Genomic DNA, 14,301 nt, shown 5'->3' with positions numbered 1-14,301 from the left:
GATTCCCGGCAGGAAGGCGGCGTAGCATGCGCTAGAATGACGGCATTCTAGGTGATTCTCGGCTCCTCGGGCAGCCTGCGGCTACCCTCGAGAACCGAGCTCTACACCAACATTCGGGACACTACCCGAGCCATCGCCAAGCACCGAACGTCGATCGAGAAGCTCATGCGAGAGCTCGGCCTTACCACCCGCCATGACTTCATCGGCATGATACGCTGTCTGTCGCTGACTGACACCTTCTGGATGAAGCGCGAAGACGAAGCTTTGACCTGGGACGACGTATCGCTCTATCGCAATCCCTTCGATGGTGTCATCGCGCGCATCGCCTTCGACGGCACCGGCATGTACGGGCGACGGAGCTCCCCCACCTCCCCGGAGTTCGCGACGTCGGGTTCGTTTGCGAAATGCTGGATTCGCGAAGACGGGCAGATCTCACTTTTGAAGCGCGGTTCCACCGGTTATGCGAACGCGGGGTTCGAACCGTATTCCGAGAAGCTCGCATCCGACCTGCTCGACGCTGCAAAAATCGACCACGTTCCCTATTCGCTGCTTCGATTCCACAAAAAGCTCGCCTGCAAATGCCCCCTGTTCACATCGGAACGCGAGGGATTCGTCTCCGCTCACCGCTTTTTCGAGGGTCCTTTCGATGTCGACGACATGCTCGCCTTCGCCGCCAAACACGGCACTGAAGAGGCCTTCCGCGAAATGGTCGTGATGGATGCGGTCATGGCAAACGTCGATCGGCACGCAGGGAATTACGGCTTTTTGGTCAACAACGCGACGGGTGAGATTCTTCGCATGGCGCCGCTGTTCGACCATAACATGGCATGCCTGCCCATGATGATGGAGATGGACGACTTCGACGAGTACATCCGCCTCATCGGGCCGAAGATCGGCACCGACTTCATCGCCATCGGACGCGCCCTCATGACGCCCGGCATCCGCGCGAAGCTTGTCGACTTGAAGGACTTCGAATACGAAGACCCAGGCTTTGATTACCCCAAGTGGAAGCTCGATGCCGTGAACAAGCTGAAGAACGTCCAGATCGAAGCACTGCTGGCATAAGGAGTCAAGGCTCCCCTGCCGGGGTCGAAAGCTCCCTGAAAGCAGGAAAGGTGCCCCGCATTGTGCGGGACGCCTTTCCCATTTTCATTGCAGCTACCTGGCAAATCGTGATTCGAGAGCCGCGCAGCGCTCCTCTATCACATGCCCCATCAGATCGCATTCGGAATCCTTGCATCCGTTTCGCTTGGCAAACGCGCGCCAATGGCGAACCGGCGCAAGCGTTTCCCCCACAATCTGTGCCTTTGCCTCAGCTGACAGTCCGCAGATTTCGCCAAACGAATCCAAGCCCTCGACCTCGCTTTTTCCCGCTTCCCCAAAGATGGAAGTGGCACGGACCCGCGCGGCAACGGGATTGATGTTGACATCGAAAACAGGAGCCAACACCCATCCGCTCTTCTTGCGAATGAGGCCTAGGTTTCGAAGATGGTCATCGGTGTTATGCAACGCCACGGAAAACACGACTCTTCGGAAGAGTTCCGTCAGCTCACAACTTGGGCTTGACGTCCAAACCGACAAGGCATCGGCAACGGTCGTATAGTCGCAATGCTCACCATCGTACGCACCGATCAGACTCATCGCACTCAAATAGGGAATCCTCTCACCCTTCTCAAGGGAACCTGATCGATCGAAGCGTTCGAGGAGCAACGCCGAGTCGCCTCCAATTCTCACAAGCTTCGAGGAAGGAACCGCCATACCCGCGGCACCCGCAATATCAAGCGCCGTTTTTTCCCACGCAATCACGTCCCATTCATCCCCTGGATGGGAGAATTTTGCAAGGAGAAGTTTCCCCTCGTCGACAACGGAAGCTTTTGGACGAGCACCGCCCAAAGAACCCGATCCAGCATCGAGAAGCTCTTTTATCTGGCCGTTTCTTTCGTTGCCCCGAGCTATTTCGTTTGACGCGAAAAGGAGCCGTTTGAGCTCGATAATCGGAGGGACCTCGTTACTCGCAGACAACCAGTCGTCGGAATCGGGAACGGAATAGCGAAGGGACCCTTGACGAGTGGAATCAAAAACACCGAGCAAATAGTCAACTTCATCAATAGCACGAAGCGTCACGCCCGCCGTCTGAGCCTCGACAATCGCCCTTCTGTCAATCAGATGCCTTCCCCAGCGATCGGGAGAAGAGTCACGCATCGCGCCAGGCATTCCCTCGCAATGATAAAAGGCAGTTCGCAGCGGCAAAGCGGGATCGATCGCATAAGCATCTGGTCTCTTGAGGTAGGCATCGCTGTAGGCAAACGAACAGCTTATCCGCCCACGACGCAAACCGAACCGACACGTTCCGACGAGAACTTCGGCAGCTTCACCGGCAAAACTCGTAAAGACATCGACAATAGGAACCATCAGGAACTCCTTACCCGTTGCGGAAGCACCTGATCAGCCCGAACGCGACCATAGTCGGTCTCGTAAGGGTCCGTGGCCTCCACCACGGCATCGAGGGAAGACAACGCGCGGCACACGTTGAGAAACGTTTCGAAGCTCACTTTCGGGTCTCCGTTTTCGAGACGGGAAATGGTGGCGCGCGACACCGCCGCTTTGTCCGCAAGTTGCTGAGATGTCAGATTATACAATTTGCGCCATGTTGCGAGGTTTTCCCCGATTTGCTTTGCAGCAAGTTTCACCGTTGGTGACGAAAGGCGCTTCATAGTAGTCCTTATTGTCTATATTACGTTACGTTATCTATGCTAGTGTAACATATTTTTAGCATTAATAAAGGCGCCCCGCATTGTGCGGGACGCCTTCTCTGCAAGATAGTTCAGCGGTGCAATTGAGGCTACAGCCCCAGATCGACCGCCACTTCAGCCGCGCACTTGAGCGCGTCGGCCATCGAGCTCACCACAAGCGAGCTGCCGTTGCGCGCATCGCCCGCGACATACACTGCGGTACGACCCGCCGCAGCAGCGCCTTCTGCCAGCTCAGCGCGATGCGTCGCCGCAGCCGCACCAGTCGCGCCGCCTTCCATCACGGGAAGGGGACGGCCCGCCGTCGCCACGGGAACGCCGAGCGCATCGAACACGCCATGTTCGGGACCCGCGAAACCGCAAGCCACCAGCACCAGCTGCGCCGCGATCTCCCGCTCAGAGCCCTCGACCGCAGAAGGCTTGCCCGCCGACCAATCGAGCGAATGGACCTGCAGGCCGCGCACGCGCCCGTCGCCATCCAGGAGCACGCGCTGCGTGTCGGCGCACCATTCACGCAGGTCATCACCTTGAAGCGCAATAGCCTCCTCCTGGCCGTAATCGGTCTTCTTCACGTTGGGCCACTCAGGCCACGCATTGGAGGCCGCACGCACCTCGGGCGCGCAGGGGCCGTATTCCAGCTGGCGCACCGTGCGCGCGCCCTGGCGCACCGCCGTGCCCATGCAGTCGTTGCCCGTGTCGCCGCCGCCGATGACGACGACGTCTTTGCCCGCAGCGCTGATGACGGGCTCGCGGCCTTCGAGCAGCGCACGCGTCTGCTCGGTGAGATAATCGACCGCGTAGACCACGTCACCCGAGGCGAGGCCTTCCTCGAAGCCTTCGGCGCGAACACCGCGTGCCGCACACGCGCCCGCCGCCACGACGACCGCATCGAATTCCTCGGCAAGCCCCGCGGCCACCACGGAATCGGCTGCGTCGGTGTTCAGCCGGAACTCGATGCCGAGCTCGGCCATGAGCTCGGTGCGGCGCGAAACCACCGACTTGTCGAGCTTCATGTTGGGAATGCCGTACATGAGAAGGCCGCCCGCACGATCGTGGCGCTCCACCACCGTAACACGGGCACCGCGACGCGCGAGGTCCCAAGCGGCGACCAAACCTGCAGGTCCCGAACCAATCACAGCGACCTTCGGGGCACCCGCGGCAGCAGGCGCGAACCTGCGCGGCCCGCCGTGCTCCCATTGCCAATCGGAAATGGCGCGCTCATTGTCGTGAATCGTCACGGGCTCGTCGTTGCGGCCTAGGTTGCACGCCGCCTCGCACAGCGCCGGGCACACGCGGCTCGTGAACTCGGGCATGGGACTCGTGAGCGACAGACGCGCCGCCGCCTCGCCCCACTGCCCGCGCCATGCGAGGTCGTTCCACTCGGGAATCAGGTTGTGAAGCGGGCATCCCGAAGGACGCGCCTTCCCGAACGAGGCCCCGAACTGGCAAAACGCAACGCCACATGCCATGCAGCGACTCGCCTGCACCCTCTGCTCGCCCTCGGGGAGGTTCACACCCAACTCGTTGAAATCCTGCGTGCGCTCCGCAACGGGACGCAGGTCATGAGCATGACGACCATGCTCCAAAAACGCTCCTGGCTTGCCCATCGCTTACTTCCCTTCCGTCATGGCGTCGAACGCGATCTGCAACGCCTCTTCATGCGACTTCCCCGATGCCTCGGCGGCCTCGACCGCGTTGATCACGCGCTCGTAATCGCGGGGAATCACCTTCACGAACAGCTTCTTCAATGTGTTGAACTGGTAGAGCAGCTTGATGCCGCGCGGCGACTGCGTGCGCTCGGCGTGCTCCTCGATCAGGCTGCGGATGAGCTCGATCTCGTCCTCAGAGGGCTCGCACAGGCGCACCATGTCGAGGTTGCAGTTGTCCGCGAGCGTGCCGAACTTGTCGTACACGTACGCTACGCCGCCCGACATACCCGCCGCGAAGTTCGGCCCGACCTCGCCCAAAATGAGCGCGATGCCGCCGGTCATGTACTCGCAGCCGTGATTGCCCACGCCCTCGACGACCACCGTAGCGCCCGAGTTGCGCACAGCGAAGCGCTGGCCGGAAAGGCCGTTCACGAAGCCTTTTCCGCTGGTCGCACCATAGAACGCCACGTTGCCCACGACCACGTTCTCGTCGAACTTGTACGTCGCCGCCTCCGGCGGGCGCACCGTCAGGACGCCGCCCGAAAGCCCCTTGCCGAAGTAGTCGTTCGCATCGCCCTCGATGTTCAGCGTGATGCCACGCGGCAGGAAGGCGCCGAAGCTCTGACCGCCCGAGCCGTCGCAGTCCACCGTGATCGAACCCTCGGGAAGCCCCTCGGGATGCCGGCGCGTCACCTGGCTGCCGAGCATCGTGCCCACGCAACGGTTCACGTTGGCGATATCGGCGCGGAAGCGGATGGGGCGCAGATGCTCGCGCGCCTCGGCCGTGTAGGGGATGAACAGCGTCGCGTCGAGCGCGCGGTCGAGCTGGCAATCGGGCGCCATCGAGGGGAGGAAGTGTTTGCCCTCGGCACCGGGGATAGCCTGGCCGAACTCGTTAGTCACCGTGGCGAGCATGTCGGAGAGATCCATCTCGTTCGCCTTCCAGTTGCCCGGCACCTCAACCTGGCGCAGGTACTCGGGGTGGCCGACCATCTCGTCGACCGTGCGGAAGCCGAGCTGCGCCATGATCTCACGCATCTCCTCGGCGACGAACATCATGAAGTTCACGACGTATTCGGGTTCGCCGGCAAAGCAGCTGCGCAGCTTGCAGTTCTGCGTCGCGACGCCCACGGGGCAGGTGTCTTGCTGGCAATCGCGCTGCATCATGCAGCCCATGGCGACGAGCGGCATGGTGGCGAAACCAAACTCCTCGGCGCCGAGCAGCGCGGCTATGACCACGTCGCGCCCGCACATGAGCTTGCCGTCGGTTTCCACCACGACACGGCTGCGCAGGCCGTTGCGCAGAAGCGTCTGTTGCGTTTCGGCGAGGCCAATCTCGAACGGGATGCCCGCATGGTAGATCGAGTCGCGCGGGGCCGCGCCCGTGCCGCCGTTGTGGCCGGAGATGGTGATCTTGTCGGCGCCGCCCTTAGCAACGCCCGTGGCGATGGTGCCCACGCCCGCGAGCGCGCACAGCTTCACCGACACGCGCGCGCCGGGATTGGCGTTCTTCAAGTCGAAGATGAGCTCGGCCAAATCCTCGATCGAGTAAATGTCATGGTGCGGCGGCGGGGAAATGAGCCCCACACCTGGGGTGGAGCGACGTACCTCGGCAATCCAGGGATACACCTTCTTGCCGGGCAGATGCCCGCCTTCGCCCGGCTTTGCGCCCTGCGCCATCTTGATCTGGATCTCGATGGCGGAAGAGAGATAGCGGCTCGTCACGCCGAAGCGGCCCGACGCCACCTGCTTGATGGCGCTGCACTTGCTGTCACCGTTGGGAAGCGGCGTCTCGCGAGCGGGGTCCTCGCCACCTTCACCCGTGTTCGACTTGCCGCCGAGGCGGTTCATCGCGATGGCCAGGCATTCATGCGCTTCCTTGGAGATGGAGCCGTAGCTCATAGCGCCCGTGTTGAAGCGCTTGACGATCTCGCTTGCGGGCTCGACCTCGTCGATCGGCACCGGGGATCCCTGTGGCGCGAAATCGAGCAGGTCGCGCAGCGTGACCGCACGGCCGGGCACATGGCATGCGGCGCTGTATTCCTTGAACATGCCGTAGTCGCCTTCGCGCACCGCACGCTGGAGCAGGTAAATCGTCTGAGGATTGATCAGGTGCTCCTCGCCGTCAATCGGGCGCCACGAGGTCACGCCGAGCGAGGGAAGCTGGTCGGGCGCCGGGGTCTTGTCAAGCGCGATCGCCTTGTCGTAGCGCTCGTTCAGCTCGCGCTGCACGCCTTCCACGCCAAGTCCGCCGATGCGCGTGGACGTATGGGTGAAGCACTCGTCGACGAATGCGTCGTCGAGGCCCAGAATCTCGAAGATCTGCGCGGAATGGTAACCCTGCATCGTGGAGATGCCCATCTTCGACATGATGGACGTGATGCCCGCGGTGACTGCCTTGTCGTAGTTCGCGACAGCGGTGTCGCCGTCCACGTCGAGCTCGCCGCGCTCGCACAGATCGCGGATGCACTCGTGCGCCATGTACGGGTAGATACCCGAAGCGGAATAGCCCACCAAGCAGGCGAAATCGTGCGCGCGCATCGCGTCGCCGGTCTCCACGAGCAAATCGGCGTCGGTGCGCAGGCCTACGTTGATCAGGTGGTTGTGCACCGCGGCGAGCGAAAGAAGGCTCGGGATGGGGACTTCCCCCTCGCCCGCGCGATCGGACAGCACGATCAGGTTCGCGCCGCCGCGCACGGCCGCCTCCACGTTCTCGCGCAATGAGGCGAGCGCCCCTTCGAGCGCGCCCTCCGCAGCGCTGCGCGGATAAGTGCAACTGAAGCGCGCCGTCTTGAACCCGACGCGGTCGATTGAGCACAGACGGTCGAACTCGTCGTGCGTGAGCATCGGGCCTTCGAGACGCACGAGGCGGCAGGTGTCGCGGCAATCTTCCAAGAGGTTGCCATGGTTGCCGACGTAGAGCACCGTCGAGGTGACGAAGCTTTCGCGCAATGCATCGATCGGCGGATTTGTGACCTGGGCAAACAGCTGGTTGAAATAGTCAAAGAAGCTGCGCGTCTTCTTGGAGAGACACGCAAGCGGCGCGTCGGTGCCCATGGACGCAAGCGGAATCGATCCCTTGTTCGCCATGGGGCGGATGAGCTCTTGAATATCATCGAAGTGGTAACCCAGCTTGGCCATACGGCGTGTGAAGGACACGCCTGCGTCCTCCTCAGCGGCAGGGGCGGCAGGCTCGGGCAGGGGCAAATCGTCGACCGAGAGCATTTCCTCGCCAAGCCAATCGCGGTAGGGCTTCTCGTTCGCGTAGCGGTTGCGAATCTCGTCGTTCCAGATGACGCGTCCCTGGTCAGGGTCGACCTCGAGCATCTCGCCCGGGCCGAGGCACCCCGCCTGCAGGATGTCCTCGGGATCAACGTCGATCGTGCCGACCTCGGAAGACAGGATGAGCCAGTCCTTGCGCGTAACGTAGTAGCGAGCCGGGCGCAAGCCGTTGCGGTCGAGCGCGGCACCCAGCATGCGGCCGTCGGTGAACGCGATGGCCGCAGGCCCGTCCCAAGGTTCCATGAGCATGGACTGGTAAGCGTCGTAGGCGCGGCGCTTCTCGTCGATGCGATCGTTGTTGTCCCACGGCTCGGGAATCATCATGGTGACGGCGCGGTCGAGCGGACGGCCGTTCATCGTCAGGAACTCGAGCACGTTATCCAAGATGGCGGAGTCGGAACCCTCGCGATTGATGATTGGCAGGATCTTCTTCAGGTCCTCGCCGAGCACCGGGCTGTAAAGCTTCGGCTCGCGGGCTCGCGTCCAGGAGATATTGCCGCGCAGCGTATTGATCTCGCCGTTGTGGATGATGTAGCGGTTCGGATGCGCGCGCTCCCACGACGGCGTCGTGTTCGTGGAGTAACGCGAATGCACGAGCGCAAGGGAAGTCTCGACCGCCGCGTCGTTCAGATCGGTGAAGAAGCGGCGCATTTGGGTCGCCACAAGCATGCCCTTGTAGACGATAGTGCGGCTCGACATCGAGCACACGTAGAAGATCTTGTTCGCGAGCGCCGGGTTCGCGTCAGCTGCACGCTCGATGGTGCGACGGCACACATAGAGCTTGCGTTCGAAATCCTGGCCTGCGGAAACGCCTTCCGGGCGACGCAAAAACGCCTGCAGGATGGTCGGCATGCACGCCTGCGCGGTGCTGCCGAGGTCGTGCGGATCGACCGGCACCTCGCGCCAGAACATCAAGGGCACGCCGCACTTCGCGCAACCTTCCTCGAAGACGCGCTTCGCGTCGCGCACGCCAACTTCGTCATCGTGCGGAAAGAAGAGCATGGCAACGCCGTAGTCGCCTTCCCCTGGCAAAAGCTGGCCTTCCTTCTGCGCTTCCTTGCGAAAGAAGCGGTGCGGAATCTGGAAGAGCACGCCCGCGCCGTCACCGGTGTTGCGCTCGAGGCCCGTGCCTCCGCGGTGCTCAAGATTGACCAGCACCGACAGCGCATCGTCCAGCATGGCATGGCTGCGCTCGCCCTTCAGGTGCGCCAATGCGCCGATGCCGCACGCGTCGTGCTCGTATGATTCGCGGTAAAGACCCGCCGCGGGCTGCTTCCCCTCGCAAGCTGCGCATGCCCCTTGCCCAGCCTCACACCGAGGCGCCCCCGCCTGTTCGCTCAGTTGATAGTTCATATGCGATCCTTCGTCTATAGGGCTGCCGTTTTACCAAAATGGCAGTCTATGACGTAGTGTATCGGCTCTCGAGCGCTTTGTTTCAAGCTGCAACATGGTTATGACAACCTGGAAACAGACTTGAAACAAAGCGACCGCGATGCGGCGGCGGGCGGCAGAAAGCATAGGGGGAAAGCAAGATTCTGGCACAAAAGCCGAGCTGTCCCACGAATTACGTCCCTATCGTTCCTCAAATCGAGGGAGACTTGGAAACTGCGCCAACATTTCAGAAAGAAACCCCAGGTCGAGCGATTGCTCAACCTGGGGTTCCTTTCTTAGCCGTCAACCCTCCGTGGGACAGCTCGGTTTTTGTGCCAGAATTTCCCGATTTCGCTGCACTTTTTGCTAGTGGGCGCCTCGTGTACACGAAACGCCCGCCCAACTCACAGCGACACCCGCGTCCCGCTTACGCGAGCTCGGTTTCCACCTCGAGCTTGCCCGCATCCTGCGCCTTGCCGTGCGACCCGTCGGCGTTCACGAAGGTGTCGCGGGCCGCGCGAGCCTCCGCCTCCTTCTCCGCCAAATTCGCCTTCGCAACTGAGATCATCAACTTGATGCGGTTGAGTTGGTTCACCTCCGACGCGCCCGGATCGTAGTCGACAGCCACGATGTTGCTTTCGGGATAACGGCGGCGCAGCTCCTTGATTACGGCCTTGCCGACAACGTGGTTCGGCAAACACGCGAACGGCTGGGTGCACACCACGTTCGGCGCGCCGGTCTTGATAAGCTCCACCATCTCAGCGGTGAGCAGCCACCCCTCGCCCATCGAGTTGCACAGCGAGAGGATCTCGCTCGCATATTCGGCCAGCTCATAGATGTTCGCCGGCGGGTTGAAACGCGACGACTCGGCGAGCGCCTTGTTCACCGGTGCGCGGAACTTTTTGATTGCGGAAAGTGCCACCTTCGACCCGAGCGCACCCTTCGAGCTGCGCCCGAGCGGATCTTTCTGGAAAATGCCGCCTGCAACGCCGAACAGGAAAAACTCGATGAGCCCCGGCACCACGGCCTCGCACCCTTCCCGCTCGATCACGTCGACGATCTGGTTGTTCGCCGTGGGATGGAACTTCACGAGAATCTCGCCCACCACACCGACGCGCGGTTTGGTTCCCTCGCCCTGAAGCGGCAGCGTGTCGAAGTCCTCGACGATCTGGCGAATCGTGCGCTTGAAGCGGCCGTACGACTCGCCGCTTTTCAACTGGCCCTTGCACGTGGCCATCCAGTGGTCGAACAGGCGATTCGCGCTACCGGGTTCCACCTCGTAGGGGCGCGTGCGATAGAGACACTGCATGAGCACGTCGCCGTACTGCAACGCGTACACGGCCTGGAGCAGCATCTTCGGCGTGATCTTGAAGCCGGGGTTGTGCTCACCTAAGTCCTTGAACGAGATGGCGATCACGGGAATGTGCGCGAGTCCCACAGCCTTCAGTGCCTTGCGGATAAGCGAGATGTAGTTGGTGGCGCGGCAACCGCCGCCCGTCTGCGTGATGAGCACGGCAAGCTTGTCGGTGTCGTAGCGCCCCGACATGACGGCTTCCATAATCTGGCCGGTGACCAGGATGGACGGGTAGCAGATGTCGTTGTTCACGTACTTGAGGCCCGCGTCGACCGCGCCGTGGTCCACACTCGGCAGAAGCTCGACGTTGTAGCCGAAGCGGCTGAAGATGGGCACGAGAAGCTCGAAATGGTACGGCGCCATCTGCGGAGCCAGGATGGTGTAGCCCTGCTCCTTCATCTCTTCGGTGAACACCGCGCGCGGGAACTCCGTGTCGGCACCTTCGCGCTGGCGCATGCGCTCCTGAGCCTCGGGCGCAGCCTTCTCGTTGAACGCGTCGGGGACGGCGTCGGGCGAGATCTCGATGTCGCACGCGGGGCAGCTAGCGGGCGTCGCGGTGCGTTCGGCCTCTTCATCGGCCTGATCCTTCAGTGCGGCAAGGAGGCTGCGCACGCGGATGCGGGCAGCGCCCAAGTTGGACACCTCGTCGATTTTAAGCACGGTGTACACCTTGCCCGCCGACTCGAGGATTTCCTGCACCTGGTCGGTGGTGAGCGCGTCCAAGCCGCAACCGAACGAGTTCAGCTGGATGAGATCGAGGTCGCGACGCTCGGTCGCCACCTTCGCCGCCGCATAGAGGCGCGTGTGGTACATCCATTGATCGACCAGGCGAATCGGGCGCTCGAGCGTACCCAAGTGCGCGATGGAGTCCTCGGTGAGCACCGCCAGCCCAAAGCTCGTGAGCAACTCGGGGATGGCATGGTTGATCTCGGGGTCGTTATGGTAGGGGCGGCCCGCCAGCACGATGCCGTGGGTGCCGGTCTCCTCCATCCATTTCAGGGTCTCGGTGCCCTTCACGCGCATGTCGCGCTTGAACGCCTCGTCTTCGGCCCAAGCAGCGTCGACCGCAGCGTCCACTTCCGCCTGCGTCGGGGCGGAAACACCTTCGCCCATGAGCTCAGGGTGCGCCTCGATAAGCTCAACCATCAGGCGTTTCTTCAGGTGCTCCTTCTTGTCGTAGGGAAGCCACGGGTTCAGGAACTGCGTCGATGACTCACGCAGCTCATCGATGTTCAGGCGCAGCGCCTCGGCATAGCTCGCCACGATCGGGCAGTTGAAATGGTTGCCCGCCGTGTCGTCTTCCTGGCGCTCCCACTTGCTGCAGGGGAACCAGATGAAATCCGGATGCTTGTCGAGCAGGTTCATGATGTGGCCGTGCGAGAGCTTCGCCGGGTAGCACACGCTCTCCGACGGCATGGACTCGATGCCCGCCTCGTAGGTCTTCTTCGTGGACGGGTCGGAAAGCACCACGCGCCATCCGAGCTTCGTGAAGAAGGTGAACCAGAACGGGTAGTTCTCGTACATGTTGAGCGCACGGGGAATGCCCACCGTGCCACGCGGGGCCTTGTCGGCGGAAAGCGGCATGTAGTGGTCGAACAGGCGCTTGCTCTTGTACTCGAAGAGGTTCGGCACCTGCTGCGACTTCTTGTCGAGCGCGCCGGCGCCCTTCTCGCAGCGGTTGCCCGTGATGAAGCGGCGGTGTTTGCCGGTGTTCTCGTCCTTGCCGAAATCGTTCACCGTGAGCAGGCAGGCGTTCGAGCAGCCCTTGCAGCGCACGGTCTTGTGCGTGGGAGAGAGAGATTCGATCTGCTCGAGAGAAAGCAGCGTGGATTTGATCTGGGGAGCGACAACTTCGGCGTCGGCGGAAGCCGATTCAACCTGCGGGACGGCGGAAGCCGCGGTCGAGCTGCGCTCAGAAGCTTCGCAGCCTTCGCTCCGCTCGCCGGCGTCTTTCGCCTGGTCGTGGCTGGATTCCAACGCTGCGACCTGCTTGCGATAGCGGTCGCGCGCGAGAAGCGCGGCACCGTAGGCGCCCATGTTGCCCGCGATGTCGGGGCGCACGGCGTGCACGCCCGCGAGCTGCTCGAACGCGCGCAGCACGGCATCGTTCAAGAACGTGCCGCCCTGAACGATGACCTTCGTGCCCACGTCATGCGGGTCGCGGATCTTGATGACCTTGAACAGCGCATTCTTGATGACCGAGATGGCCAGGCCCGCGGCGATGTCGCCCACCGTAGCGCCTTCCTTCTGCGCCTGCTTCACGCGGGAGTTCATGAACACAGTGCAACGACTTCCCAGGTCAACGGGGTGTTCCGCATGGATTGCCGTCTTGGCGAATTCGGAAACGTCCAGGTTCAGGCCTGTCGCGAAGCTCTCGATGAAGCTGCCGCAACCCGACGAGCACGCCTCGTTCAGCATGATATGGTCGATTACGCCATCCTTCACGCGCAGGCACTTCATGTCCTGGCCGCCGATATCGAGGATGAACTCCACGCCCGGAAGCATCTGTTGAGCGCCGCGCAGGTGCGCGACCGTCTCGATCTCGCCCGAGTCGACGCGCAGCGCCTCAAGGAGCAGCGCTTCGCCGTAGCCGGTGACCGTGGCATGCCCGATGGTGATGAGCGGTTCGCCCGTCTCGGCATCGACTGGCATGTCGTTGTAGAGCTTGGCGATGGCTGCCTTCGCGCACCCGAGCACGTCGCCCTTGTTCGACACGTAGTGCGACCAGAGGAGGCTGCCCTCCTCGTCGATGAGCGTCGCCTTGAACGTGGTCGAGCCCGCGTCGATGCCCAGATAGGCAACGCCCGTGTAATCCATGAGGCTCTCGCGCTTCACGCACTCGGCGGCATGGCGCTCCTTGAACTCGTCGAGCTCGGCGTCGCTTGCGAACAGCGGAGGCAGGCGCACGACCTCGGAGCCCTGGATGTCGCCCAGATTCTTCAGGCGATCGAGCACTTCGGAGAGCTTCTCGGCGCGCACGGTCTCGCTCGCCGCGCCCGCGATGGCGCAGCCGCTTGCCACGAACAGGTGCGCGTTGTCGGGCACGATGCGGTGCTCCTCGTCGAGCTCAAGCGTCTCGTAGAAGCGTTTGCGCAGTTCGGGAAGGTATTGCAGCGGACCGCCCAAAAACGCCACGTAACCGCGGATGGGTCGGCCGCATGCGAGGCCGGAGATGGTCTGCGTCACGACGGACTGGAAGATGGACGCGGCAATGTCCTCCTTGCGCGCGCCCTCGTTCAAAAGCGGCTGCACATCAGTCTTCGCGAACACGCCGCAGCGCGAGGCGATGGGATAGATGGTGGTCGCATTCTGCGCAAGCTCGTTCAGGCCGCCCGCATCGGTGTTCAAAAGTGCCGCCATCTGGTCGATGAATGCGCCCGTACCGCCCGCGCAGGTGCCGTTCATGCGCTGCTCGATGCCGTTTTCGAAGTAGATAATCTTCGCGTCCTCGCCGCCGAGCTCGATGGCCACGTCGGTTTTGGGGATGAAAGTCTCGACCGCGGTTTTGCTCGCGATGACCTCCTGCACGAACTCGATGCCGAGCCACTGGGCCAAAAGCAGGCCACCCGAGCCAGTGATGGCAATCGTCATGCGCTCATCGCCGAAGCCTTCGGCGGCCTCGGAGAGCACTTCCACGATCGTTGCGCGCACGTCAGCGTGATGACGGCGGTAAACCGAGTACTTGACCTGGTTGTTTTCGTCCAAAATAGCAAGCTTCACCGTCGTCGAGCCGACATCGATGCCAATATGGAGCGCGTCCTTCACGACGGGTTCCCCAACCGGAGTCGCATCAACCGTTGTGGTGCGGGGCGCGCAACCCTCGCCCGAACATGCGCTAAGCGACGCCTTCTCGTCCACCGTCAATTCCTGATTGTTCATGTTTTCGTCTTCCATC

6 protein-coding genes are annotated in these 14,301 nt (G+C 62.3%); 1 reads left to right on the top strand and 5 read right to left on the bottom strand.

Annotation, left to right across the window (positions count from 1 at the left end):
* The first annotated feature begins 51 nt into the window (after nucleotides 1-51).
* Nucleotides 52-1,065 carry a HipA domain-containing protein gene (locus tag F8C90_RS04925; RefSeq protein WP_158049344.1) on the top strand — a complete coding sequence of 338 codons (1,014 nt, stop codon included), beginning with the start codon at nucleotides 52-54 and terminating at the stop codon, nucleotides 1,063-1,065.
* Between the two features lie 93 nt (nucleotides 1,066-1,158).
* Here F8C90_RS04925 and F8C90_RS04920 read toward each other — a convergent pair whose 3' ends face one another.
* From F8C90_RS04920 to F8C90_RS04900, 5 genes are all read right to left on the bottom strand, one after another.
* Nucleotides 1,159-2,412 (bottom strand): type II toxin-antitoxin system HipA family toxin, encoded by a 1,254-nt coding sequence (locus F8C90_RS04920; RefSeq protein WP_158049343.1) that lies wholly within the window; start codon nucleotides 2,410-2,412, stop codon nucleotides 1,159-1,161.
* Nucleotides 2,412-2,714: a helix-turn-helix domain-containing protein gene (locus tag F8C90_RS04915; RefSeq protein ID WP_158049342.1), complete on the bottom strand. Its 303-nt coding sequence runs from the start codon at nucleotides 2,712-2,714 to the stop codon at nucleotides 2,412-2,414. Before F8C90_RS04915 ends, F8C90_RS04920 begins: the two co-directional genes overlap by 1 nt.
* Before the next feature lie 128 nt (nucleotides 2,715-2,842).
* The gene (locus F8C90_RS04910) at nucleotides 2,843-4,357 is read right to left on the bottom strand and encodes a glutamate synthase subunit beta (RefSeq protein WP_158049341.1); all 1,515 of its coding nucleotides are present in this window, start codon (nucleotides 4,355-4,357) and stop codon (nucleotides 2,843-2,845) included.
* Between the two features lie 3 nt (nucleotides 4,358-4,360).
* Nucleotides 4,361-9,034, bottom strand: a complete 4,674-nt coding sequence (gene gltB, locus F8C90_RS04905) for a glutamate synthase large subunit (RefSeq protein ID WP_158049340.1) — start codon at nucleotides 9,032-9,034, stop codon at nucleotides 4,361-4,363.
* Between the two features lie 445 nt (nucleotides 9,035-9,479).
* A complete protein-coding gene (locus tag F8C90_RS04900) occupies nucleotides 9,480-14,300 on the bottom strand; it encodes an acyl-CoA dehydratase activase-related protein (protein ID WP_425481725.1) in 4,821 nt (1,606 codons plus the stop codon).
* Nucleotide 14,301: the final 1 nt, after the last annotated feature.

The sequence above is a fragment of the Ellagibacter isourolithinifaciens genome, assembly GCF_008831035.1.
Taxonomy (GTDB): domain Bacteria; phylum Actinomycetota; class Coriobacteriia; order Coriobacteriales; family Eggerthellaceae; genus Ellagibacter; species Ellagibacter isourolithinifaciens.
This window is presented reverse-complemented; position numbering and strand designations above follow the sequence as displayed.